The sequence below is a fragment of the Marinomonas vaga genome, assembly GCF_055388305.1.
Genome location: NZ_AP043903.1, coordinates 3,664,811 through 3,689,065, shown reverse-complemented (window position 1 = coordinate 3,689,065; position 24,255 = coordinate 3,664,811). Strand labels below are relative to the sequence as shown.

General features: G+C 47.5%; 20 protein-coding genes. 14 read left to right on the top strand and 6 right to left on the bottom strand.

Annotated elements, in window-relative coordinates; all coding sequences use genetic code 11:
- Positions 1–79: 79 nt before the first annotated feature.
- From apbC to fadA, 11 genes are all read left to right on the top strand, one after another.
- The gene (gene apbC / locus ACZ5DR_RS17330; protein ID WP_377365314.1) at positions 80–919 is read left to right on the top strand and encodes an iron-sulfur cluster carrier protein ApbC; all 840 of its coding nucleotides are present in this window, start codon (positions 80–82) and stop codon (positions 917–919) included.
- An 8-nt stretch (positions 920–927) separates the two neighbouring features.
- Complete coding sequence (dcd, locus tag ACZ5DR_RS17325) at positions 928–1,512, top strand: dCTP deaminase (RefSeq protein WP_377365316.1); 585 nt, start codon at positions 928–930, stop codon at positions 1,510–1,512.
- A 169-nt stretch (positions 1,513–1,681) separates the two neighbouring features.
- Positions 1,682–2,878: a formaldehyde dehydrogenase, glutathione-independent gene (gene fdhA, locus ACZ5DR_RS17320; protein WP_377365318.1), complete on the top strand. Its 1,197-nt coding sequence runs from the start codon at positions 1,682–1,684 to the stop codon at positions 2,876–2,878.
- A 158-nt stretch (positions 2,879–3,036) separates the two neighbouring features.
- On the top strand, positions 3,037–3,366 hold the full coding sequence (locus ACZ5DR_RS17315) for a thioredoxin family protein (protein WP_377365320.1): 330 nt from the start codon (positions 3,037–3,039) through the stop codon (positions 3,364–3,366).
- Between the two features lie 11 nt (positions 3,367–3,377).
- A complete protein-coding gene (locus ACZ5DR_RS17310) occupies positions 3,378–4,430 on the top strand; it encodes a CobW family GTP-binding protein (RefSeq protein WP_377365321.1) in 1,053 nt (350 codons plus the stop codon).
- A 166-nt stretch (positions 4,431–4,596) separates the two neighbouring features.
- On the top strand, positions 4,597–6,396 hold the full coding sequence (locus ACZ5DR_RS17305) for an acyl-CoA dehydrogenase C-terminal domain-containing protein (protein ID WP_377365323.1): 1,800 nt from the start codon (positions 4,597–4,599) through the stop codon (positions 6,394–6,396).
- 34 nt (positions 6,397–6,430) lie between these two features.
- A complete protein-coding gene (locus tag ACZ5DR_RS17300) occupies positions 6,431–6,748 on the top strand; it encodes an SCP2 sterol-binding domain-containing protein (protein WP_377365325.1) in 318 nt (105 codons plus the stop codon).
- Between the two features lie 94 nt (positions 6,749–6,842).
- On the top strand, positions 6,843–8,513 hold the full coding sequence (locus ACZ5DR_RS17295; RefSeq protein ID WP_377365327.1) for an AMP-binding protein: 1,671 nt from the start codon (positions 6,843–6,845) through the stop codon (positions 8,511–8,513).
- An 87-nt stretch (positions 8,514–8,600) separates the two neighbouring features.
- Complete coding sequence (locus ACZ5DR_RS17290) at positions 8,601–9,359, top strand: enoyl-CoA hydratase-related protein (protein WP_377365329.1); 759 nt, start codon at positions 8,601–8,603, stop codon at positions 9,357–9,359.
- A gap of 319 nt (positions 9,360–9,678) precedes the next feature.
- Positions 9,679–11,829: a fatty acid oxidation complex subunit alpha FadB gene (fadB, locus tag ACZ5DR_RS17285; protein WP_377365331.1), complete on the top strand. Its 2,151-nt coding sequence runs from the start codon at positions 9,679–9,681 to the stop codon at positions 11,827–11,829.
- A gap of 30 nt (positions 11,830–11,859) precedes the next feature.
- Positions 11,860–13,035 (top strand): acetyl-CoA C-acyltransferase FadA, encoded by a 1,176-nt coding sequence (gene fadA, locus ACZ5DR_RS17280; protein WP_377365332.1) that lies wholly within the window; start codon positions 11,860–11,862, stop codon positions 13,033–13,035.
- Between the two features lie 85 nt (positions 13,036–13,120).
- On the opposite strand, the gene ACZ5DR_RS17275 is transcribed toward fadA, so the two are convergent.
- A complete protein-coding gene (locus tag ACZ5DR_RS17275; RefSeq protein ID WP_377365334.1) occupies positions 13,121–13,621 on the bottom strand; it encodes a hypothetical protein in 501 nt (166 codons plus the stop codon).
- A 298-nt stretch (positions 13,622–13,919) separates the two neighbouring features.
- Between ACZ5DR_RS17275 and ACZ5DR_RS17270 the strand changes: the two genes are divergently transcribed.
- The gene (locus ACZ5DR_RS17270; protein WP_377365336.1) at positions 13,920–14,333 is read left to right on the top strand and encodes a GFA family protein; all 414 of its coding nucleotides are present in this window, start codon (positions 13,920–13,922) and stop codon (positions 14,331–14,333) included.
- 23 nt (positions 14,334–14,356) lie between these two features.
- Here ACZ5DR_RS17270 and ACZ5DR_RS17265 read toward each other — a convergent pair whose 3' ends face one another.
- From ACZ5DR_RS17265 to ACZ5DR_RS17250, 4 genes are all read right to left on the bottom strand, one after another.
- On the bottom strand, positions 14,357–15,106 hold the full coding sequence (locus ACZ5DR_RS17265; protein WP_377365338.1) for a siderophore-interacting protein: 750 nt from the start codon (positions 15,104–15,106) through the stop codon (positions 14,357–14,359).
- Between the two features lie 163 nt (positions 15,107–15,269).
- Positions 15,270–16,748 (bottom strand): diguanylate cyclase domain-containing protein, encoded by a 1,479-nt coding sequence (locus ACZ5DR_RS17260; RefSeq protein WP_377365339.1) that lies wholly within the window; start codon positions 16,746–16,748, stop codon positions 15,270–15,272.
- A gap of 162 nt (positions 16,749–16,910) precedes the next feature.
- Entirely contained in the window at positions 16,911–18,716 is a 1,806-nt protein-coding gene (oadA, locus tag ACZ5DR_RS17255) for a sodium-extruding oxaloacetate decarboxylase subunit alpha (RefSeq protein ID WP_377365341.1), read from the bottom strand.
- Positions 18,717–18,742: 26 nt separating this feature from the next.
- Positions 18,743–20,158: an acetyl-CoA carboxylase biotin carboxylase subunit gene (locus ACZ5DR_RS17250; RefSeq protein ID WP_377365343.1), complete on the bottom strand. Its 1,416-nt coding sequence runs from the start codon at positions 20,156–20,158 to the stop codon at positions 18,743–18,745.
- 140 nt (positions 20,159–20,298) lie between these two features.
- On the opposite strand from ACZ5DR_RS17250, the gene ACZ5DR_RS17245 reads away from it, so the two are divergent.
- A complete protein-coding gene (locus ACZ5DR_RS17245; RefSeq protein WP_377365345.1) occupies positions 20,299–21,243 on the top strand; it encodes a LysR family transcriptional regulator in 945 nt (314 codons plus the stop codon).
- Here ACZ5DR_RS17245 and ACZ5DR_RS17240 read toward each other — a convergent pair.
- On the bottom strand, positions 21,189–22,697 hold the full coding sequence (locus ACZ5DR_RS17240) for a glycosyl hydrolase family 79 N-terminal domain-containing protein (RefSeq protein ID WP_377365347.1): 1,509 nt from the start codon (positions 22,695–22,697) through the stop codon (positions 21,189–21,191). The genes ACZ5DR_RS17245 and ACZ5DR_RS17240 overlap by 55 nt on opposite strands.
- Positions 22,698–22,943: 246 nt before the next feature.
- Here ACZ5DR_RS17240 and ACZ5DR_RS17235 point away from each other — a divergent pair, with 246 nt between their 5' ends.
- Positions 22,944–24,242: a DUF3422 family protein gene (locus tag ACZ5DR_RS17235; RefSeq protein ID WP_377365349.1), complete on the top strand. Its 1,299-nt coding sequence runs from the start codon at positions 22,944–22,946 to the stop codon at positions 24,240–24,242.
- The last annotated feature ends 13 nt before the right edge of the window (positions 24,243–24,255 follow it).

Genomic DNA, 24,255 nt, shown 5'->3' with positions numbered 1-24,255 from the left:
AATTTGCCCCCAGAATGGCAGACATTAAAGTGAATTAACGACCCCTTGGCGTTATGTCAATCGGTCCTTAGGAGAAAGCATGTCGGCAGATCAATCCGCCCCAGTGGGCGTAGAAAGCATCAAACACATCATCGCGGTGGCTTCAGGCAAAGGGGGCGTGGGGAAATCCACTACCACGGTCAACTTAGCCCTTGCCATGGCGAAAGAAGGCCATAAGGTCGGGATACTGGATGCGGATATTTATGGCCCAAGCCAAGGTTTGTTATTGGGGTTTGATGCCAATACTCGTCCTCAAGTGCGTGATGAAAAGTACTTCCTGCCGCCCGAAGCACATGGCATTAAAGTAATGTCTATGGCGTTTTTAACCACTAAAGAAACCCCCTTGGCTTGGCGTGGCCCCATGGCGACGGGTGCCCTGATGCAGATCCTGACTCAAACAGACTGGCAGGGGTTGGATTACCTGTTTATCGATATGCCCCCAGGGACAGGTGATATCCAGTTAACCATCTCGCAAAAAGTGCCTGTTTCAGGGGCTGTGATTGTGACCACACCACAGGATATTGCTTTGTTGGATGCCCGCCGTGGAGTGGAGATGTTCAAAAAGGTGAATATCCCAGTATTGGGTGTCGTGGAAAACATGTCTACCCATATTTGCTCAAACTGTGGCCATGCGGAAGCCATCTTTGGAGAAGAGGGTGGCAAGGCCCTGTCTGAAGAATACAACGTAGAAGAATTAGGTAAATTGCCATTGAGCCTTGCGATTCGCAAACAGGCCGATGCAGGCGCACCGACGGTATTGAGTGAGCCTGATTCGGACATCACTGAGATATATCTGTCGATTGCTCGCAAGCTTGATGCTACCCTTGCGTCCAATTCTGAACAGTTCTCGATGCCGACCATCGGCATGAGTGATGATTGAGGTAAAACATGCGACTGTGTGATCGAGACATTATCCAAGCTTTGGATGATGGCGTCATTAAAATCGAACCCCGTCCAGATAACAGCGTGATCAGTGGCGTTTCGTGTGATCTAAGATTGGGGAATTCGTTTCGAGTGTTCCAAGGACACCCTGCTCCCTATTTGGATTTGAGTGGCCCGAAAGAAGACTTGAACCGTGCCATCGAATCCGTCATGAGCGAAGAGATTATCGTGGAAGGCGATAAACCATTCTTCATTCATCCAGGTGAGTTGGTGCTCGGTGTGACCATGGAATCGATTACTTTGCCAGACGATTTGGTGGGATGGCTGGATGGCCGTTCATCTTTGGCTCGTTTGGGCTTAATGGTGCACGTGACCGCCCATCGTATTGATCCAGGTTGGAGCGGCGGCATAGTGCTTGAGTTTTTGAATGGCGGTAAGTTGCCAATCGCATTGCGTCCGGGGATGACCATTGGTGCGATCAACTTTGAAACCATGTCTGGGCCTGCGGATCGCCCTTACAACAAGCGTGAGAATGCGAAATACCGAGGCCAGAGCTCTGCGGTTGGCAGTCGTATTAGTGGCGACAAATAAAATCTTGTTACCTTATAACATTTAAAGCCCGAGTAGAACGAAAGTCTATTCGGGCTTTTTTAATGCTTCGCTTTAGTGCAGGGTGTGTGTCGTTTTTGAGCATATTGAGTTAAGTCGTGAGGTCTATCGTTAACCCGCGAATAAAAACAATACTCAACAGGAGTTACATATGTCTCAATCGACTAACCGCGGAGTTGTATACAAAGGTCCTGGTAAGGTAGCAGTAGAGCCTATTGCATACCCAGAGCTGGCGCTAGGTGATCGTAAGTGTGAACACGGCGTTATTCTAAAAGTACTGACCACCAATATTTGTGGCAGTGATCAGCACATGGTTCGAGGGCGCACAACGGCACCAGAAGGCTTAGTGTTGGGACATGAAATCACAGGCATCATTTTGGAAAAAGGCCGTGATGTTGAGTTTGTTGATGTGGGTGACATAGTATCTGTGCCATTCAACATTGCCTGTGGCCGCTGCCGTAACTGTAAGGCAGGTCTTACAGGTATCTGTCTAAACGTGAACCCTGCCCGTCCTGGTGCAGCCTACGGTTATGTAGACATGGGGGGCTGGGTTGGTGGCCAAGCGGAATACGTGATGGTGCCTTACGCAGACTTCAACTTGCTGAAATTCCCTGATTCCGACCAAGCTATGGAAAAGATCCAAGACTTGACCCTATTGTCTGATATCTTCCCAACTGGCTTCCACGGCTGTGTTACAGCTGGAGTCGGCCCAGGTTCTACGGTTTACATCGCTGGAGCGGGGCCGGTGGGTCTTGCTGCCGCAGTGTCTGCACAACTTTTGGGGGCAGCCTGTGTCATCGTTGGGGATATGATCGAAGACCGTCTAGCCCAAGCTCGTAGCTTTGGTTGTGAAACCATTGACCTGCGTGAAGAAGGTTCCATGGAAGATAAGATCGAAGCCATTATTAATGATCGCGAAGTGGATTGCTTCGTGGATTGTGTTGGCTTTGAGGCTCATGGCTGTGGCTGTAATTCTCACAAAGAGGCCCCAGCGACGGTATTGAACTCTGCCATGCAGATTACTCGTGCGGGTGGTCAGATCGGTATCCCTGGTTTGTACGTCACAGATGATCCAGGCGCGGAAGACGAAGCTGCTCGCGAAGGAGCCTTGAGCATGCGTTTTGGTCTAGGTTGGGCAAAATCTCATTCTTTCCACACAGGACAATGTCCAGTGATGAAATATCACCGTGGTCTGATGCAAGCGATCTTGTTTGACAAGGTAAAAATCGCTGACGCTGTTAATGTGCAAATGATCTCACTAGAACAGGCACCTCAAGGCTACGCTGACTTTGATGGCGGTGCTGCGAAGAAATTCGTTATAGATCCCCATGGATCGTTCAAAGCCTAACCATTTCCCATCAACATGAAAAAAATGCCACGCATGTCGTGGCATTTTTGCTTTTCGTCTCGCAAAAAATGTCTAAACTCAGCACATTGCCCTAAATGTCAGGCTCCCAATTTATTGGGCATTTCAATCGTGGTGTTATATAGGTAAAGGAGAGCTGTATGAATATCATGACCGGGTACAACCCAACTTACGATGACTCAGATCTTGTTGTTGAAGAGGTTTTGCAGGCAGAAGACGAGCTGCTGATCGAGTTCGGTACACCTTGGTGTGGTCACTGTAAACAAGCGTTGCCAGTGATTGAATCCGTTATGGATGAGTACTCGGATGTTTCCCATCTAAAAGTGTTCGACGGCAAAGGAAAGCGACTAGGACGACACTTTAGCGTGAAATTGTGGCCCACTTTGATTTTAGTGCGCAACGGTAAGGAAGTTGGGCGCGTCGTGCGCCCTGATTCGGAAGCCGAATTAAGAGATTTATTAGAGCAGTAGATAGAGGATTCATGTCGTATAAAGGGATCAAGGTAAACATCATTACGGGGTTTTTAGGGGCGGGTAAAACGACTCTTATTAAACAATTGCTAAAACAGGTGCCAGACGGGGAGTCCTGGGCAGTACTCGTGAATGAGTTTGGTGAAGTAGGGATAGATGGGGCGCTTTTAGAAACTGAGCAAGTTGCCATAAAACAAGTCCCCGGCGGATGCTTATGTTGTGTTTCCTCTGCAGCCTTCAGTGTCGGTTTAAACGAACTGATTAAACAGGCTGCTCCTAGCCGAATTTTGATTGAACCGACTGGGATTGGACACCCCCAGCAAATCATGCAGCAGTTGCTGGCCGACCATTATCAGGGCGTATTAGATATCAGGGCTTCTATTTGCCTTATGGATGTACGTAACTTGTCCGATCCAAGGTATCTAGGGCACCCTGCTTTTTTTGATCAGATCGAGCAAGCGGACGTGCTTTTGGCGAGTAAAGCAGATACTTATGACGAGAAGGATGAAGAAGGTTTTGTGACGTTCGCCAAACAGTTTGCAGATGCAAAGTCTGTGGTGGCTTTGAGTGCTCAGGGTTCATTTGACCTAAGTTGGCTGGATTTACACACCAAGCATCGCACCCATTCTCACGACCACGACCACGACCACGACCACGACCACGACCACGACCACGACCACGACCACGATCACGATCACGATCACGATCACGACCATGGCATTAACAAAGTTCAAACAGCGTTAAGAGGTGGGGTCATGCGATATCAGAAAGTTGATCAAAATCTACTCAGTGTTGGGTGGCTATCTGAGGGGGCTTTGAGTGCTACCGATGATCGATTTAATCAGTTAGTTTCAGTTTTAACCGATTGTGACAGCTTTTGGCGTTTCAAAGGTGTTGTGGAGATTGATGGTCGTGTGATGAACATCAATATTACCTCCAAAGAGATTCATGTCAGCCCCAGTGATTCATCTCTAACTTCAAGATTTGAATGCATTTTTTCAGATTTTGACGGTGTTTCAGAGGTGTTGAAAACCATAGAAAACACCTTCCGGATTTATGAGTAGGATCAGTGTTTTTTAGATCGGTCTCTGTTGTAAAACGCGTCTGCGTGGCGCGTTTTGTTATTTAAGTTGGTTTTAAATGTTATTGAGAGGAATGCGGCTTTAGACAAAGCTTAATACATCAATACAAACCTACTGATGCAGAATAACAATACAGAGGTAATACACCATGCCGGAATACAAAGCACCGTTACGAGATTTAAAATTCGTTACAGAGGAAGTGCTCGGAATCCACGATCACTATGCCAAATTGTCAGGTGCAGAAGACGCAACCCCAGATATGATTGATGCCATCTTGGAAGAAGGGGCAAAGTTTGCAGAGCGAGTGCTTTCGCCTCTCAATCAAGTGGGTGATCAACAGGGTTGTCAGTTTAAAGACGGTCAAGTCACTACCCCTGAAGGTTTTAAAGAAGCCTACCAGCAGTACGTAGAAGGTGGCTGGCCATCACTGTCTCATTCTCCTGAAATGGGTGGGCAAGGCCTTCCTGAATCACTTGGCATGATGGTGACTGAGCTGGTTGCCACCTCTAACTGGGCTTGGAGCATGTACCCAGGATTGAGCCATGGGGCCATGAATACCCTAGAGCAACACGGCACAGAAGAGCAGAAACAAGCCTACCTAACTAAGCTGGTATCTGGAGAATGGACTGGCACCATGTGCTTGACAGAGCCTCACTGTGGGACTGACTTGGGTATGCTAAAAACCAAAGCAGTGCCAAACGAAAATGGCAGTTACGCCATCACAGGTACCAAGATTTTCATTTCTGCCGGTGAGCATGATATGGCAGACAATATTGTGCACATCGTATTGGCCCGCTTGCCTGACGCGCCGGAAGGCACCAAAGGTATCTCCCTATTTATCGTTCCAAAATTTAAAGTCACTGAGGCTGGAGAAGTGGGCGAGCGCAACCAAGTTGCCTGTGGGTCAATCGAACACAAGATGGGGATTCACGGCAATGCTACCTGTGTCATGAACTTCGATGGCGCCGAAGGCTTCCTAATTGGTCCACCTAATAAAGGTCTAAACTGCATGTTTACCTTTATGAATACGGCCCGTCTTGGTACGGCTTTACAGGGCCTAGCCCATGCGGAATGGGCTTACCAAAACTCTTTGGCTTACGCGAAAGATCGTCTACAAATGCGCTCTTTGACTGGCGCTAAAGCTCCTGACAAAGCGGCTGACCCAATTATCGTGCACCCAGACGTACGCAAAATGCTGCTGACTCAAAAAGCCTTTGCTGAAGGTGGTCGTGCCCTGATCCATTACTGCTCCATTCTAGTGGATACTGTTAAGACTGGATCAGACGCAGAAAAAGAGGAAGCGGAAACTTTATTGTCTTTGCTGACTCCAATAGCTAAAGCCTTTTTGACAGAGACAGGCTTTGAGGCCGCAAACCAAGGCCTACAGATTTTTGGTGGTCATGGTTACATCGCAGATTGGGGGATGGAGCAAAACGTACGGGATAGCCGTATCTCCATGCTTTATGAAGGCACCACAGGCATTCAAGCGTTAGATCTTTTGGGACGTAAAGTGTTAATGACTCAAGGTGCGACCTTGAAGACTTTCACCAAGGTGATCCATAAATTCTGTAAAGCGAACAGCTCAGAAAAGAGCATCGCACATTTGATTAAGCCCCTAGCAGAATTAAACAAAGAATGGGGGGACATCACCCTGAAAGTGGGCATGAAAGCGATGAAGAACCGAGATGAAGTAGGTGCTGCCTCAGTGGATTACTGTATGTATTCAGGTTATGTGACCCTAGCGTACCTATGGGCGCGCATGGCGCTGGTAGCGAAGCAAAAATTAAATGAAGGCACCTCAGAAGAAGCTTTCTATAAAGCAAAGATGCAGACAGCTACCTTCTATTTTGAGCGTATTCTGCCGCGTACCAAGGCCCATGCTCAGATGATGTTGTCCGGGGCGAGCTCCTTGATGGAAATGGACGAAGACCAGTTCTTTTTACGCTAATTGAAGTAAATAACAGATTTTTTGGAGTTTATCTATGAGTGACGCTAAGATGATATTTGATGCAATGGTAAAACGTTTTGATGCCAATGCGGCAGATGATATGGACGCTATTTTCCAATTTGAATTGGAAGATGCCGATGATCACTATGTGATAGTATCAAATGGTTCCTGTGAGTTGGCTCAAGGGGAGCACGACGATCCAACCGTGACACTCAGTATGGATTCTGAGACTTTAGAGGCTGTCATGGCGGGAGAGCTAGATGGAATGGAAGCCTTTATGGAAGGTAAAATTCGTGCGGACGGTGATATTATGCTGGCTACCAAGCTGACAGAAATTTTTCCTAATACCTAACTCATTAGGGACGACGCGTGGAGTGAGAGCTTCCCGCGTCGATCACCAGAAACGACTTTATATCTCCATATAACGACAATAACGGAGAAGCTATATGTTAAACGACAATACTGCCGCCAAGCTTAATTTTGAGCCGGGCAGCTACGTACCCGATAACCTAAACCCACACGGCTTTAAGTCGGTTGTGGATGTTTTGGAGTTTGGCTGTACGAAATTCGGAGCGCTCCCTGCGTTCACGAGCCTTGGTCGAACCTTGACCTATCAAGAGCTGAAACAAAAGGCTGATGCCTTCACAGCCTACCTGCAGAATTACACGGACCTGCAACCTGGTGATCGCATAGCGGTTCAACTTCCTAATGTTATTCAGTTTCCTATTGCTGTGTTTGGCGCGATGCAGGCCGGCTTAGTCGTAGTCAATACCAACCCCTTGTACACCCCTAAAGAGTTAGAACATCAGTTTAATGATTCCGGTGCCAAGGCAGTGGTTGTGTTTGCTAACATGGCAGCAAACGTTGAGAAAATTCTTGCCAAAACTCAAGTTCGCCACGTCATTGTGACCGAAATTGCAGATCTGCATTCACCGGTGAAACGTTTATTAGTTAACTCGGTAGTGAAGTACGTCAAAAAAATGGTGCCAGCGTACCATCTCCCTACTGCTATGACTTTTAATGAAGTTCTAAAACTAGGAGCAGGCCATAAACCTAAAGCCGTTAGTCTCAGCCATCCGGATTTAGCGGTTCTACAGTACACTGGTGGTACTACCGGTGTTGCTAAAGGGGCAATGCTGACCCACGCCAACTTGCTGGCCAATATGCAGCAGCTCAAGGGGCGACTGGAAACGGTATTAGATGAAGGTAAGGAAATCTTTGTTGCTCCGCTGCCTTTGTATCACATTTATGCTTTTCTGATTCACGCTTTGACCCTGCTTGAGTTTGGTGCTCATACCATTCTTATTCCAAACCCAAGGGATTTACCTGCCTTTGTTAAAGAACTTAGTAAATGGCGTATTACTGGCTTTATTGGTCTTAATACCTTGTTTGCTGGCTTGTGTAATCGAGAAGACTTCAGAGCGTTGGATTTTTCAGGATTAAAATTAACCGCTTCTGGTGGTATGGCGCTCACCCATGCGGCGGCAGAACGCTGGAAAGATGTCACCGGCTGCCAAATTACAGAAGGGTATGGCTTAACCGAAACCTCACCTGTGGTGTCCTTTAATCCTGTTGGTAAAGAACAGCTCGGCACCATTGGTAAGGCGGTCGATGAAACAGACGTGAAAGTCATTGATGACAATGGCAATACGCTACCAGCAGGAGAGCCAGGCATGTTATGCGTCCGTGGACCTCAAGTGATGCGTGGTTATTGGCATCGTGAGAAGGCCACCCAAGATGTGACGACTTCTGATGGTTACTTCATCACAGGTGATATTGCTTCGATTCAAGAAGATGGCTTTATTCGCATTGTAGATCGAGCAAAAGACATGATCATTGTGTCTGGCTTTAATGTGTATCCTACGGAAGTAGAAGACGTATTAACTCAACATCCAGACGTGCTCGAAGCGGCCGCCATTGGGGTTGAAAATGAAAAAACCGGTGAAGCGGTAAAAGCGTTTGTGGTGTTAAAGGCGGGCGTTAGCCTTGACGAAGATGCCATGGTTAAGTTTTGTCGCGAAAGCCTTGCAGCTTACAAGGTACCCCATCAGTTTGAAGTTCGTTCTGAGCTTCCTAAAACCAACGTTGGTAAGGTTCTGCGACGAGCATTACGTTAACGGATATGGCTCTGTGTCTACTTTGGCCACAGAGCCAGTGTTTGTCTTTAGCACTGGTTTCCTGAGCAAATAGGGGTTAAAAGTCCCATGAATGATCACATCAACGAGTCCATCGAGCAGGGTGTTCATACCATCTGTTTGAACCGTCCCGATAAGAAAAACGCGATCACAGTCGACATGTATCAAATGCTCAGTGAAGCGTTACATCGAGCGGAGAAAAACGATCAAGTTAAGGTGACCTTGATTACAGGAACGGGCCCTGATTTTTCGGCTGGCAATGATATTCGAGAATTCGTAGAAATTGCCAAATCTCCGGAGAAAATGGCTTCTGTGATGGCCTTTTTGCAGGCTTTAACCGCCTATAAAAAGCCTTTGATTGCAGCAGTTGAGGGGTGGGCGGTAGGCGTCGCCAGTACTTTATTACTCCATTGCGACATGGTGATTGCGGCCCGAAATACGCAAATGGTGTTGCCCTTTGTGCAACTCGGACTGGTGCCGGAAGCAGCCTCCAGTTACCTCTTGCCAAAGCTCATCGGTCATCAAAGGGCCTTTGAAATTCTCATGCTTGGGGAGCCACTGACGGCGGAATATGCGTCAGAGCTTGGCCTGGTCAACCATCAGTGTGAGCCGGGAGAGGCATTGGAGATGGCGACCCATTACGCGAATCGAATTTGTGCTCTGCCAACGGAGGCTGTGCTGCTATCTAAAGAATTATTGAAATGCCGAACCATTGATGACGTGCAAATGGCGTTGATGCGGGAAGGGCGGATTTTCAAAGATAGACTGAAATCTCCAGAGGCCATCGCCCAGTTCGCAAGCTTTATTCAAGGGAAAGGCGGACAATAATGTGCATAATTTAACCATGGAATTTACATGGCGAAAACTCGCATAACCCCCAAACCTGTCTATAATTTAAACAGTATGGTTTATCCCTAATAGGCTATGCTCCTAGTTCGCCAACCTCAGACTCTGCCCCAATCGACCCGCTTGATTGGGGCTTTTTTTGATCTTTAAAAATTTTGTTGCGACAAAATGTCATAAAACAGGGGCTTTTTTGTTATTGAGGAAAATACCCATCAAACTAATCTTTACTAACGGAATAAAAATTAATGTGCGCATCAGCGCGGTGAGCCGTAAGGCCATATAATAAAAGGTGGAGGCGACTATGATCTTCGAAGGTAAATCACTTCGATTGGCATCAGGTGACGATGGGATAGCGACATTGACGCTAGATCTGAAAGACAGTTCTGTCAATAAATTTGGGGCTTTGGCATTAGGCGAGCTTTCGCAAGCGATTGAGCAACTAAAGACGGCAGACGATGTGCGTGGTTTAGTGATTTGTAGTGCTAAAGATGCATTTGTCGTAGGGGCAGATATCACCGAGTTCATGGGGTGGTTTCAGCTTAACGATGAAGACCTTTCCCAAAGATTACGTGATACCCATGATATTTTCTCAGAGTTATCCAATCTACCTTTCCCAACGGTTGCGGCCATTAATGGCCTAGCATTAGGTGGTGGTTTTGAATTGTCTCTGGCCTGTGATTATCGTGTCATGGGGCAAACTGCAAAAATTGGCCTACCGGAAACTCAGTTAGGTATTTACCCTGGCTGGGGCGGAACGGTGCGTTTACCTCGACTGATCGGCGCAGACAATGCCTGTGAATGGATTTGCAGCGGTGCACAGAAGCGTAGCGCAGATGCAATGAAAGACGGTGCTGTGGACGCTGTGGTGGATACGGCCCAAGTATTAGAATCGGCCTACCACCTTATTTCACAAGCGGTTGCAGGTAAGTTTGATTGGCAAGCTCGCCGAGATGCTTTGCGTGCCCCAATGACATTCTCTCCGATTGAAAAAATGATGGTGTTTGAATCCGTGCGCGGTGTAGTGGGTGCCAAAGCGGGTAAACATTACCCAGCGCCAATGGAAGCCATCAAAGCCATTGAAAAAGGCATTTTCCAACCGATCGACAAAGCGATCGAAACGGAAATCAAAGGCTTCGTAAAACTGGCGAAATCTCCGGTTGCTCGCTCATTAGTGGGTCTTTTCTTGAATGATCAGGTAGTGAAAAAAGCCGCGGGATCTTACAGCAAAGAAAGTAGCAAAATTGCTCACTCGGCGGTGCTTGGGGCCGGCATCATGGGGGGCGGCATTGCCTACCAATCTGCGTCAAAAGGCACGCCAATCATTATGAAAGACATTCGACCAGAAGCTCTAGATCTGGGTATGAATGAAGCAAGCAAGTTGTTTGGTAAGCAAGTTGAGCGGGGCAAACTGACCACAGACAAAGCGATGACCGCGCTAGGTAAAATCACCCCAGTTTTAACGTATGGTGAATTCAGTAACGTGGACATGGTTGTGGAAGCTGTGGTTGAGAACCCAAAAGTGAAGCAATCTGTATTGGCTGAGACGGAGTCTCAAATCAGTGACGATGCCGTTCTGGCTTCCAATACTTCAACGATCTCTATCAACTTGTTGGCGAGTGCTCTGAAGCGCCCTGAGAACTTCTGTGGCATGCATTTCTTTAATCCTGTGCATCGCATGCCCCTAGTAGAGGTGATCCGTGGAGAGAAGACTTCTGATGCCACGATTGCCAAGACCGTAGCCTATGCTCAAGCATTGGGTAAAACCCCAATTGTTGTGAACGATTGCCCAGGATTCTTGGTGAACCGAGTCTTGTTCCCATACTTTGCTGGCTTCTCGGCTCTATTGCGTGACGGAGCGGATTACCAAAATGTTGACAAGGTTATGGAAAAATTCGGCTGGCCAATGGGCCCTGCGTACTTACTCGATGTGGTAGGTATTGATACGGCTTTCCATGCGGACCAGGTGATGGCTGAAGGCTTCCCTGATCGAATGGGGCATGAGGGAACAAATGCTATCGATTGTTTCTATGAAGCGGGCCGATACGGTCAGAAAACGAGTCAGGGCTTTTACCAATATGAAGTAGATCGCAAGGGTAAACCTAAAAAGCTCCCTTCAGAAGAAGCTCAAAAAATGATCAAGGAAATCCACGTAGATTCTGCAGAGTTTTCTGACGAAGATATTATTGCTCGTATGATGATTCCTTTGTGTATTGAGACAGCCCGTTGTTTGGAAGAAAACATCGTTGCTTCCGCTGCCGAAGCGGACATGGGCTTGATCTATGGTATTGGTTTCCCTCCCTATCTCGGTGGCGCGTTGCACTACATGGATGAAATGGGGTTGGCGGCATTCTGTGAACTTGCAGATCGCTTCCAGCATTTAGGTAAGTTGTATGAGCCAACGCAAACCATGCGTGATATGGCGGCATCACAAAGTCGTTACCATAACCATTAATCCATCACGGGAAGAATTAGGAGCTATATCATGAAAATGAATCCAAACGATGTCGTTATTGTCGACGCGATACGTTCTCCGATGGGGAAATCTAAAAACGGTATATATCGCAATGTTCGCTCAGAAAGTTTGTCAGCGGAAGTTGTAAAAGCTTTATTGTCGCGCAACCCTGAGGTAAACCCTAAAGACATCGAAGACTTGATCTGGGGATGTGTGAACCAAACCCTAGAACAGGGTTTTAACATGGCCCGTGCGGTGGCCCTGCTGGCTGGAATGCCTGTGACGACCGCAGCGCAAACGGTTAACCGCTTATGTGGTTCCTCCATGTCCGCCATTCATACGGCTTCTCAAGCGATTATGACAGGCCAAGGCGATATCTTTGTGGTGGGTGGTGTCGAACACATGGGCCACGTGTCCATGATGCATGGCGTCGATGTGAACCCTGAGCTGTCAAAGCACATGGCCAAGGCCTCCATGATGATGGGAGTCACGGCTGAAATGCTAAGTAAAATGCACGGTATCTCCCGTGAGGCTCAGGATCAGTTTGCCTTGCGTTCGCATCAAAAAGCCCATGAAGCAACCCTAGAAGGTCGCTTTGCCGCTGAGATCGTGCCGGTTGAAGGCCACGACAGCGTGGGCAATAAAGTCTTGGCTGAGATCGATGAGGTGATTCGCCCAGAAACCTCTCTTGAAGGTTTGGCGGCACTGCCAACAGTCTTCATGCCTAAAGGGGGAACAGTCACAGCGGGCTCTTCCTCTGCCTTATCAGACGGTGCGTCTGCCTTGTTAATGATGTCTGCGCAAAAAGCGCAAGAATTAGGCTTAAAGCCAATGGCTCGGGTGCACAGCATGGGGCTAGCTGGGTGTGATCCAGCGATTATGGGTTATGGCCCAGTACCCGCAACTAAGAAGGCGCTTAAGCGCGCTGGGTTGACGATTGACGATATTGGTTTAGTTGAGCTTAACGAAGCTTTCGCGGCACAATCGCTACCTGTTCTTAAAGATCTGAAATTGCTGGATCAGATGGAAGACAAGGTAAACCTAAACGGTGGTGCAATCGCCCTAGGGCATCCACTGGGTTGTTCTGGCGCTCGTATTTCCACGACCTTGTTACATCAAATGGCAGCGAAAGATGTGCAATTTGGTTTGGCAACCATGTGTATCGGTATGGGGCAGGGGATTGCGACGGTTTACGAGAAGCTTTAGACCGAACCATATCAAGTTCTAACGGGTGTAAACAAAAAAGGGGGCGTTCATCGCCCCCTTTTTATATTCGTCTTTGGCATGTGCATTAAGTGATGTGGTAAAGCATGCGTAATTCATTGCGTTTTTCATCTCGTTCTTGTTTCAAAGTAGCTAACATTTTCTCTGCAATGCTACGTGCTGTGGTGGTATCAAGCTCAGTGCCACCAGACAGTTTGACTTGCTTTAGGTCATTTTCATACTGATCTAACACTTGATCGACACTTTCTTGGTAGTTCTCTTCTAGCTCATCCAAGGCTTCATAATAGGCGGTAAAGGCTTGGGTGATGCTTTGTTTGTAAGCGTAGTTGTGAACATTGCTAATGGACAGTGCGAGCTGCTGTTTTTCAGGGTAAATAACACTGGTAGGGTAAGCATTATCTGTTTTTACGGTACGGTGTTCCGACTCATAGACTTTTACTTCAAAGTCATTCAAATCTGTCTTGTCTGAACCTGATAGGTCTTTAGCGTTAGCAGCAGGCTGTAACAGCGTCAGAAATAATAGGGACGACAAGGAACCAAATCGTTTTTTGCGTATGAGTATTTTCACGGTAGCGCTCCCGCACTTTAATCTGTCAGAAGGTGTCAGAATATTCAGAGGTTTGTAGCTACGCAATAGGCCTTCTCTAACTTGCATATTGTTAAGTCTAAAAATAATGTGTAGTCCTTTTAGTTAAATAGGTATGGGTGTTCAGCCCATTTTCAGATCCACAATCAAACAACTTCTTTACAAACGAAAAGTCACTATAAAATAAAAAATTCGCCGAATTGTAATGCTCCTATTTCTCAAGATTATGTGTTTTATGGTAGCTTTGGTTTCTTATCCCAGCCTTAATGGAAGTCAAAGAATGGCCAATTACCCGATATCTGGAGCATGTCAGTGCGGCAAGGTAACGTATGAGTTACTTGCGCCACCTAAGCTTGTGGTGGCTTGCCACTGTAAAGAGTGTCAGAAGTTGTCTACCAGTGCTTTTAGTATTACGGCAATGGTGGATCTAGCAGATTTAAAGATCTCGGGAGATCTTAGTGAGTGGAGCCGCATGGCAGACAGCGGTAATAGGTCTGCGGCGAAGTTTTGCTCCACATGTGGTAATAGAATTTACCACTTTGACCCAGCAAATCCGACAGCCATCAAGCTAAAGCCTTCGAATTTGACAGATACAAGCATAATTCAGCCAGTCGCTCACATCTGGGTCAGTGAAAAGCAAGAGTGGTATCAGATCCCGGAAGGCGTTAAAACTTTTGATAAGCAGCCTTCCTAAGATGTTCCTCTTCATGGATGCTATCAGGCTTCGATAGCATCCAAGTCATTGCGCTTTTCAACTTTGTGTTGGTCTTCGTTCAATCCCATTTTCCAATAGCTGGAAACATAGAAATCGGCTTTAGAGACGTCTCCACGATCTTTAAAATAAGCTCGAATATTGCGCATTGAGCTGAATTCACAAGCGGCCCACAAAGATAAACTGCCGTCTAACCAGTCTAGAGACTTAATGTTGTCCAATAGGGCGTTGCTGTCCTGTCCTGGACGATCGTTGATCAGCCATTTAATTTGGATGCCTTCTGGCTTATTCAGTGGTTGAATATCCGATTCAGTTTGAACTTCTAAAAGCGCATAGCCTTTTGCGTCAGTTGGTAACTGCTCTAAATTCACGCTGATGGCGGGTAGAGAGGTCATGTCGCCCACAAACAACATCCAATCAGTATTCTCGGAGGCGAGTTTTTTAGGGCCAGGGCCGCCAATCAAAATTTCATCCCCTGGTTGAGCGTTCAATGCCCATTTACAGGCGATGCCTTGATGTTCGCCTTCACCATGAATAGCAAAGTCGATGTCCATTTCATCTTCTCGCTGTTTGCGAATGGTGTAGGTTCGCATCAGTCGACCATGTTCGGATGGAAAAATAAGCTTTATGTAGCCGCTTTCTTGATCCTTAGGGAAGTTCTTCATAGCCTCGCCACCAACGGTGACACGAAGCATATTAGGTGTGACATATTCGCTACGCACAACGGTAAATAATTTAGGTTCTGGTTTAGCCATAGTGGTTCTTAGCTCTTTTTTATTTGAGAATGATTATTAATTTATATTGATCTGCTGACTAACACAATCGTTCAGCGAGGTATTTGGTTGACTTACGCAACTATTTCACATTTATAGGGTCACTGTTTTCATCGCAGATATTGCTAGAAGATGAGCTCTCCTATCAAGTTGCATTATGGTCAAGGGTGAGGTCAGTGGTATGGATGCGTATTGGTTCGCTGCTTTGTTTCGCCATGTACATGGCGTGATCGGCGGTGTTTATCAGCTCTATTAGATTTGACTGGTTATTGTTAAAGATCACAAGTCCAATGCTGGCACTAATGTTTACCTGGTTTTCTAAGTTTTTATAAGGGGCGCTTAGGGCCTCTATAATGGACGAAGCTAATTTCTCCGCTTGGGTATGAGTTTCTAGATTGGTGGCAAGGAGGGTGAACTCATCACCCCCACGGCGAGCCACACAGGCATCTTGCTCACAAAACCCCTGTAAACGAGTTCCTACTTCTTTTAGAACCTGGTCGCCTTTATTGTGGCCAAATAAATCGTTTACCTGTTTAAAACCATCTAAATCAATAAACATAAGGCAGTGATTATGGGCTGAAGATAAAGCAGGGGTGACCTCTTTGAGATGTTGTTCAAAAGCCGCTCTGTTGAGTAGTTTGGTTAATGGGTCTGTGAATGCCAAGGTGGCAAGTTGTTCCTGCTTCTCACAGTCTTTACTTACGTCTTCAATGCGCCATACGGTAATAGCTTGTTCCCCATCGGTGGCGCAAGATTGCTCAACCTTTAGACGGGCTCGATTAAAGGCTATGTCTGACAATGTCCAAAAGCCCGAGTTGTTCTCATCGGGAGTAATGAGATCTTGTATGCGGTGTTGTTTAAGTTCTGTGTGCGAAATCCCCAGTAGCTCTATAAATCGTGGGTTTTCGTTCAATAAATATCCTTCACTGTCTGTGAAGACCATGGCAGAGGGCATGTCATTAAGTAAGGCGTCAATGAGAGAGTGTTCACTTTCTAACTCTTTCACTCGGCGACGATAGAATACCGAGGCGGCGATAAAATTTAATATGGCCAGTGCTAATGCCACGGCTTGATAAACTCTAATTTGGTAAGTTTCAGAACGGGCCTGGCTCTCAATGGCAAACGCAAGATCATTCATATTATTTAACAGAGTTAGATTATGCTCCTGCAGTTGCTGATTTAGCCTAATAAACAATTCCGGAGTGGGTGTTTTGGTGTATTGGTAAATAGACTCCCTAAGGGGTGACCATATAGTCCAACTGGTTTCTATAATGTTGGAGTAGGGGCGAGGGCTAAAGCTCTTAATGGTAACCAAGGAATTGTCAGTGTTAACTGTGGTGCCGCCCTGACGAAAAGCATTCAGAGTGCGATCAAATAGGGTGGTGGTTTGTGCTAGTAAGGCAAGCCGTTCGGATGACGCAGCACCAGGTGGCGTGGATAAAAACTCTTTTACAATTTTTTGCGTCAGCATACGCTGACGGCCTGCTAAGTTAAGCTCGACAGCATGGTTTTGGATTTTTTCTGTAATCCAAACGTTTAATCCCAGTGCAAGCCCATCAAAGATAAAGAAAAGAACAATGGCATAGGCGATGAATGAGCTGGCTTTATTGCGTCGCCAAAACATGCAGTACTCCTTGTGGTATTTATGTGCGACTTGTTCCTGTTGATCAGTTTCAAATGTCTAGTGAAACTGTAGTCGCTTTTTCATGTTTTTATAAGCAAGATCCTAGCCAAACGGACAAAAAAAAGGGAAGCAAAGCTTCCCTGAACGAACAACACACTAAAGTTAGTGTGGAATAATTTCGATGAGGGTTTCCCCAGGGGTTACCCGGTCGCCTTTCGTCACATTGACGGCGGCAACCTTGCCCGCGATAGGGGCTTGAATTTCAGTTTCCATTTTCATGGCTTCGGTAATCAGTACCGCTTGCCCAGCAGTGACGTCGTCGCCAACTTGCACTAAAACATCCACAATATTGCCCGGCATGCCCGTTGTGATGTCACCTGGGCCTGAAGCTTTTGTGCGTTTGCTGGCTGAGCTGGCATTACCTTCGTACTCGTTAAGGGATTCAAACAGCACTTCTTCTGGCATGCCGTCCAGTGTGAGGTAGACATGGCGTTTGCCACTGGAGTCACCACCAACGCCTGTGATCTCAACTTGGTAAGTCTCACCGTGCACATCGATCTTGAACTCCGTGGAGATGCCTGCTGAGCCTTTGGCATTAGGGGCGACCGGTGGTGACAGGGGTTCTGGTACTAGGGTGCCCGCGGCACGCTGTTCAAGGAACTGCTTACCAATGTCTTGGAACATGGCATAGGTCAAAACGTCTTCTTCAGACTGAGCTAGGTCGCCAATTTCTGTGCGAAGACGGGCCATTTCTGCCCCCAATGCGTCCGCAGGGCGACCTTCGATCACGTCTTCTTTACCAATAGCTTTGGTGCGCACCTCTGGGTCCACTGGCGCTGGCGGGTGACCGTAGCCACCTTGTAGATAACGCTTCACCTCATTGGTGATGGTTTTGTAGCGTTCTCCAGCCAAGATATTCATTACCGCTTGCGTGCCTACGATTTGCGAAGTGGGCGTCACCAATGGCGGGTAACCTAGGTCTTTACGTACTCGAGGGATCTCAGCAAACACGTCGCGGATGCGATCCAGTGCTTGTTGTTCTTTAAGCTGGTTGGCAAGGTTCGACATCATGCCGCCCGGTACTTGGTTGATCTGTACCGAAATGTCTTCTTTGGTGAACTCGCTTTCAAACTGGTGGTATTTTTTACGTACTTCACGGAAATAGTCTGCAATCTCAGACAGCAGCTCCAGATCCAGTCCTGTGTCCCATCGGGTGCCTTTCAGTGCGGCCACTTGTGATTCCGTGGCTGGATGGCTAGTGCCAGAGGCAAAGGCGGAAATGGCTGTATCGATGTGCTCTGCCCCAGCTTCAATAGCTTTTAGTTGGCAAAGTGGTGCTAAGCCTGCTGTAGAGTGGCTATGGATAAACAGGGGGAGGTCGATCTCAGCTTTGATGGCTTTCACTAGGTCATAGGTATCGTATGGGGTTAGCAGACCTGCCATATCTTTGATGGCAATGGAATCTGCCCCCATGTCTTTCAAGGCCTTAGCCTGTTCCACAAACAGTGCCGGAGTGTGAACCGGGCTGGTGGTGTAGCAAATCGTGCCTTGGGCATGTTTGCCCGCTTTTTTCACCGCTTTGATGGCCGTTTCTAAGTTGCGTAGGTCATTCAATGCGTCGAATACTCGAAACACATCAATGCCGTTTTCTGCGGCTTTTGCCACAAAGGATTCCACTACATCGTCTGCGTAATGGCGGTAGCCAAGCAGGTTTTGTCCTCGCAGTAGCATTTGTAGACGGGTGTTTGGCAGTGCTTTACGAAGCTCCCGCAAGCGTTCCCAAGGGTCTTCTTTTAAGAAGCGAACGCAGGCGTCAAAGGTGGCGCCACCCCAGACTTCAAGAGACCAAAAACCCACTTGATCCAGCTTGTCACAGATAGGCAGCATGTCTTCGGTGCGCATGCGGGTAGCAATCAGAGATTGGTGAGCGTCTCGTAGGATAACGTCGGTAACTAGAACTTTACTCATGTTTGTTTTTCTCCTAATTCTTTTTCCTAAACACCCGCGTGAGCGACGATTGCGGCGGCAATGGCTAATGCAATTTCACTTGGTGCACGTTTGTCGGAGTAATTCAGTAGCTCTGGGTGATTAGGAACGAAGCTCGTATTAAAGCTGCCACTGCGGAATTCTTCGTTCTTTAGAATCTCTTGGTAATAGTTGGCGGTGGTTTTCACGCCCTGCACACGCATGTCCGCTAGGGCGCGAGCGCCACGGTCTAAAGCGTCTTCCCACGTAAGTGCCCAGACCACTAGTTTTAAACACATGGAGTCAAAATAGGGCGGGATGGTGTACCCCGTGTAGATGGCTGTGTCGGTGCGTACACCAGGGCCACCCGGAGCGTAGTAACGGGTAATGCGGCCAAAGCTTGGTAAGAAATTATTCTTAGGGTCTTCCGCGTTAATACGGAATTGCAGCGCAAAACCACGGAAGGAAATGTCTTCTTGGCGATAGCTCAACGGCAAGCCTGACGCCACACGGATTTGCTCACGGACGATGTCTACACCGGTGATTTGTTCGGTAATGGTGTGCTCAACCTGAACTCGGGTGTTCATCTCCATAAAGTAGATGTCATTGCCCGTGACAAGGAATTCTACGGTACCGGCATTTTCATAACCCACAGCTTTTGCTGCCTTAACGGCCAGTTCACCCACGTAGGAGCGTTGTTCCGGGGTTAATTGTGGGCTGGGGGCAATCTCGATCAGTTTCTGGTTTCGGCGTTGAATTGAACAATCCCGCTCATAGAGATGAATGGCTTCCCCTTGGCTGTCGGCCAAAATCTGCACTTCGATGTGTTTAGGGTCAAGGATGCACTTTTCTAAAAAGACTTCGGCAGAGCCAAATGCTTTAGTGGCCTCAGAGATAACACGAGGGTACTGATCACGAAGTTCTTTTTCGCTGTCACAACGGCGGATACCTCGGCCGCCACCGCCGGATGTCGCCTTCAACATCACAGGGTAGCCAATGGTATTGGCCAGCTTAATGGCTTCATCGATGTCAGTAAGATTGTTTTCTGAGCCGGGAGTAACAGGGACCCCAGCGGCGATCATGCTTTTTCGAGCTTGGGTTTTGTCACCCATTTTTGAGATCACATCCGCTTTAGGGCCGATAAAGGTGATGCCTCGCTCTTGGCAAATTTTTGCGAATTCCGCGTTCTCAGACAAAAAGCCATAGCCTGGGTGGATGGCATCACAACCGGTTTCAACCGCTAGGTTAACGATACGGCGAGCATCTAGGTAACCCGCTAGTGGGTCGTCTCCCATGCTGTAGGCTTCATCTGCACGTTTAACGTGTAGGGCATTTCGATCTGCTTCGGTGTGGATGGCAACCGAACGTATTCCCATTTCGGCGCAGGCCCGTACGATACGTACGGCAATTTCTCCACGGTTAGCAATTAGTATTTTTTTTAGCATGACGGTCTCCATGTGCTCATTCGAAGCATGGGAATTACAGTATTGGATCTAGAGTTAAATAAAAAATTGATATTTTTTTGGTAAACTATAAGCAATGGCTTATAGTTGTTTTAAAGTTCAAATAATTCAGTAGGTTAGTGATGGCTTATACATTAAATCAGTTGCTAAATAGGCTCACTTTTAGGCAGCTACAGGTGTTTCAAGTGGTGTTCCGCAAACTGAGTTACTCCAAAGCGGCAGAGCAGTTAGGGCTGACACAACCTGCGGTGAGTGCTCAGATGCGGCAGTTAGAAAGCGCTCTAGGTCAGCCCATGTTTGATTATGTGGGTAAGCAGCTTTACGTGACTCCTGCTGGAGAGCAGCTTGAGCAGGTGATTCGTGGCATATTCAGTGATCTGGAATCCCTGCAAATGAATCTTTACCAATTAGAGGGGCAGCTTCGTGGAGAGCTAAGAATCTGTGTGGTGAGTTCCGCGGAGATCATAGTGCCTTATCTGTTAAAAGGCTTTTTGGAGCGTTACCCCCAAGTGAACGCGCGTCTGACGGTGCTCAACCGAGCCAACGCCACAGAGCGCCTGCTGCAAAACCGAGATGACATGGTGATTATGGGAATCGTGCCAGACACCCGCTTACTGAGCCGTCAGCCCTTCTTTGACAACCCTTTGATACCCGTGGTGAAAGCTGGGCATCCTATTTTGCAGCGGGAGAATATCGACCAGCAGGCATTTTTTGACGCGGGAATATTGATGCGTGAGTTGGGGTCTGGCTCTCGGGCAGCCATTGAAGACTGGTGTAAGAGCCAGCGGGTGCAACTTAAGCCAGTAATGGAGCTTGGATCAAACGAAGCCACTAAGCATGCGGTTTTAGCGGGATTGGGGGTGGCGGTGTTGCCCTATGCCAACGTGCTCGCGGAGCTTCGTTTAGGGACTTTGGTATCTCCTAGTATCAAGGGATTTCCGCTTAAACGAAGTTGGTGTGCCGTGTACCCCAGTAGCAAGCAGCCTACACCAGTGATGCAGGCATTTTTAGATCACATTGGTGGTGAAGGGGCGTCCAGGCTGGAAGCGGAATTCGCATACTCCTGAGCGTCAGAAAAGACCCAAAAACTAATGCTGTAAGGGCTCACTAGGTCTAATTTGGAGAGTTTCGGAAAGTCCTTAAGAGATACCTTGCCCTTGCGGAATTTTGGCTCTACTCCATTAATTAGAAGTTTTTTGCTGGTGAGCTTTGCCCCTGTGACTTCAAAACGGCGCTTGGCCTTACCAACGTTTTGAAAGCGTACTCGCTGGGGTTGGTTGGTCATATTGATGATCAGTAAGGTGCGGCGATAGCGTTTATGCCCCCCATGACAATAGACGATTAGGTTTGGGTTCTGGCTCGACACCGAATACACGTCAGGCCCCATAAGTCTTTTCCATAGCCAACTGACCCAGAAATCTGGGTTGGGTTTTAAACTTTCCCGCTGTATCAAGCCATAATCCCCGCCGATTAACGACTGACGAATCATGACTTTTTGTCCAAGGCGTGCTCCACGACCTAATTGATCTGCCCACCAAAAACAGGAGGCAAATCGATCTGATAGTTTGGGCTGTCCCCCGCATTGGGCAGAGCCGGACTCGCCGGTCCATAATTCCGCTTGAGGCTGATAAGCCAGACGATATTGATTTAATCGGTTGGAATAGGTTTCAAAGTCCCTTAAAGAGTTAGGGTCTAAGAGTTTTTCTAAGCGGGCGGTGCGGGTTCGTATTGGAGACCGTTGACTTTGGAATGGGTAATAGTGCCAGTCCACTATGTCCAGTTGACCGGCTAGCTGCTCTAGAAACGTAGGGGTGATATTAGAGAAGGGTTTAATGGTTTCCCCTAATAGGGGCCAAAATGCGCTCCCAGGCCCCGCGATACGGCTGTTTGGGCTCATTAAACGTACTTGATTAATAAAGCGCTGATAATCCAATGCCAGTTGTTTAGCTTTAGGCTGGGCGCGCATACCATGAAAAGCCCAATAGGCATTTAGCTCATTCCCTAATTCACAGACGTCGATTTCCACGCCACGTTTAAGGGCGTGTTGATGAAGGGCTGCACTGTCTGCACCATTCCAATTACCATGTCGCGAACGATCAAATGCCCCGTATTTGAAGGTGAACATAAACTTCAGTTGGTGCTGTTTAATGAAGTCTAATAATCGATTCCAAATGGCTTCCGACAGTTCTGGCTCCTTGTCGTTGGGGGCATCCTGAGAACAAAAATAGTGAATGGTATCCGCTTCGCTTCCCCCCACTCTTAGGTAAGCGGGTTGTAAGTGGGACACAAATTGATTGAGCTTAGGATGTTGTAAATTGAGGGGGGGGACTCGATTTGTGCCAAGGCCACGCTTAGAGTCGTTACTGCCTTCCCACCACTGTCCGCCAATGATTAAAGAGATGTCGATGGAGAAAGATAAGTAGCGATCATCTACCCGGTGAATCGGGGCTTCTTGTTCCAATTGAATGGTATTAAGACTGGATGGGCGCAGTGCTGGTCGACGTCGGAATGGGTAAAACATCGAAATTACCTTTTCTAGCATGGACGACCAGTTTGCCAAGGGAATGTGACATCAAGGTGACGTGAGTGAATCTGTTAGCAAAACCTATATAGAGATTTCTCATGTAAAGATCGAAATAATTCGTGTGATTTAAAAGCGACTGAGGTTGCATTGAAATCCAATAAAGCCAATGATTTAGCTACCCCTTTAGCAAAATAAAAAAGCGAGTTGCCAGTGAATCCCGTCGTCAATCCTTATGGGTTAACCATGCATTCTCAGCGTGATGATTTATACGCTGAGTTGCATTCACGTCCTTTCCAAGTAATCGCCAGTCCTGCTCGGGTCAGCTACCTTGCGGTACTGATGAATGTTGAGCAGAAGCGCCGTGATTTTCAGCATTTTTCTGCCCTGTATGAGCGTTACGGGGTAGTACCTCCAGCCAAAGATTCAGTGTGTTTGGAAGTGGTGTTTGGTGATGTTCGTATTCGTCGTGAGTCCCACTTAGAGTTTATTTCCTACACCATCATTAACCAAGGTGCGCCATTTCTAGCGGATCCTTTTGCCAATAACGGTTTAAGCTGTTTGCCAAGGGATTGGATAGAAGGCATTGAAGGTACGGTTGTGTCAGCGTTTCATGTGGCTATTGAAGATGCCAAAGAACAGCCTGAGCCGGAACTTGCCCATGTGAAATCTTACTTTGAAGGGATGCGCTTGGTGGGCAGTCGGCCACAAAACGGCGACGCACAAGTATGGACCACTTTCCAAGTGCATAGCGATGGCTGTGGTCGTATTCTGGTGTACAACCGCAATATGAGTGACAGTCAGTTGGGCCGGATGGTGCAGCGTTTAATTGAGATCGAATCCTACCGACTGTTTGCTTTGTTAGGTTTGCCCACGGCGCGTTTGTATAACCAACGACTTGCCACCATGGACCAACGATTATCCGAGTTGACCGCACAATTAGCGGAGACGGAAGCGGAAGTGGACGAGCAGGCGGTCCTTACACAGATTATTGATATGGCGGCATGGGTAGAAGCAGCCCGAGCTAAAACCACCTTCCGCTTTAGTGCTACATCTGCCTACCATGATCTGGTGCTCATTCGCTTGAACGAATTGAAAGAAGACGAGGTGTCTGGACACTTAACCATTACTGAGTTTATGACTCGTCGTCTGACTCCGGCCATGCGTACCTGCAAGGCTACCAGTGACCATTTAGAAAACCTTTCGCGGCGTATTGACCGAGTATCGGACATGATGCGCACCCGAGTGGAAATGACCATTCAATCTCAAAACCAACACCTGTTAGCTTCTATGGATCGTCGCTCTAAGATTCAGCTGGCCATGCAGCATACGGTAGAAGGCCTGTCAGTGGCGGCCATTTCTTACTACAGTATTGGATTGATCAAATACCTAATCGAAGCCGCCTATGAGCACGGTGCGCCAATCGATAAGAGCCTGGCGGTAGGTGTGTCAGTGCCCTTGGTGATAGGTGGTGTCTGGTGGGCTACTCGGCGTATCCATAGGCGCTTTATTAAGCTTGCGAAAGAGCGGGGTGAGGACCTTTAAGGTTATTTAGAGT

Coding starts and splice junctions, on each gene's coding strand:
- apbC (WP_377365314.1), top strand. CDS start 80: ATGTCGGCAGATCAATCCGCCCCAGTGGGCGTAGAAAGCATCAAACAC.
- dcd (WP_377365316.1), top strand. CDS start 928: ATGCGACTGTGTGATCGAGACATTATCCAAGCTTTGGATGATGGCGTC.
- fdhA (WP_377365318.1), top strand. CDS start 1,682: ATGTCTCAATCGACTAACCGCGGAGTTGTATACAAAGGTCCTGGTAAG.
- ACZ5DR_RS17315 (WP_377365320.1), top strand. CDS start 3,037: ATGAATATCATGACCGGGTACAACCCAACTTACGATGACTCAGATCTT.
- ACZ5DR_RS17310 (WP_377365321.1), top strand. CDS start 3,378: ATGTCGTATAAAGGGATCAAGGTAAACATCATTACGGGGTTTTTAGGG.
- ACZ5DR_RS17305 (WP_377365323.1), top strand. CDS start 4,597: ATGCCGGAATACAAAGCACCGTTACGAGATTTAAAATTCGTTACAGAG.
- ACZ5DR_RS17300 (WP_377365325.1), top strand. CDS start 6,431: ATGAGTGACGCTAAGATGATATTTGATGCAATGGTAAAACGTTTTGAT.
- ACZ5DR_RS17295 (WP_377365327.1), top strand. CDS start 6,843: ATGTTAAACGACAATACTGCCGCCAAGCTTAATTTTGAGCCGGGCAGC.
- ACZ5DR_RS17290 (WP_377365329.1), top strand. CDS start 8,601: ATGAATGATCACATCAACGAGTCCATCGAGCAGGGTGTTCATACCATC.
- fadB (WP_377365331.1), top strand. CDS start 9,679: ATGATCTTCGAAGGTAAATCACTTCGATTGGCATCAGGTGACGATGGG.
- fadA (WP_377365332.1), top strand. CDS start 11,860: ATGAAAATGAATCCAAACGATGTCGTTATTGTCGACGCGATACGTTCT.
- ACZ5DR_RS17270 (WP_377365336.1), top strand. CDS start 13,920: ATGGCCAATTACCCGATATCTGGAGCATGTCAGTGCGGCAAGGTAACG.
- ACZ5DR_RS17265 (WP_377365338.1), bottom strand. CDS start 15,106: ATGGCTAAACCAGAACCTAAATTATTTACCGTTGTGCGTAGCGAATAT.
- ACZ5DR_RS17260 (WP_377365339.1), bottom strand. CDS start 16,748: ATGTTTTGGCGACGCAATAAAGCCAGCTCATTCATCGCCTATGCCATT.
- oadA (WP_377365341.1), bottom strand. CDS start 18,716: ATGAGTAAAGTTCTAGTTACCGACGTTATCCTACGAGACGCTCACCAA.
- ACZ5DR_RS17250 (WP_377365343.1), bottom strand. CDS start 20,158: ATGCTAAAAAAAATACTAATTGCTAACCGTGGAGAAATTGCCGTACGT.
- ACZ5DR_RS17245 (WP_377365345.1), top strand. CDS start 20,299: ATGGCTTATACATTAAATCAGTTGCTAAATAGGCTCACTTTTAGGCAG.
- ACZ5DR_RS17240 (WP_377365347.1), bottom strand. CDS start 22,697: ATGTTTTACCCATTCCGACGTCGACCAGCACTGCGCCCATCCAGTCTT.
- ACZ5DR_RS17235 (WP_377365349.1), top strand. CDS start 22,944: ATGCATTCTCAGCGTGATGATTTATACGCTGAGTTGCATTCACGTCCT.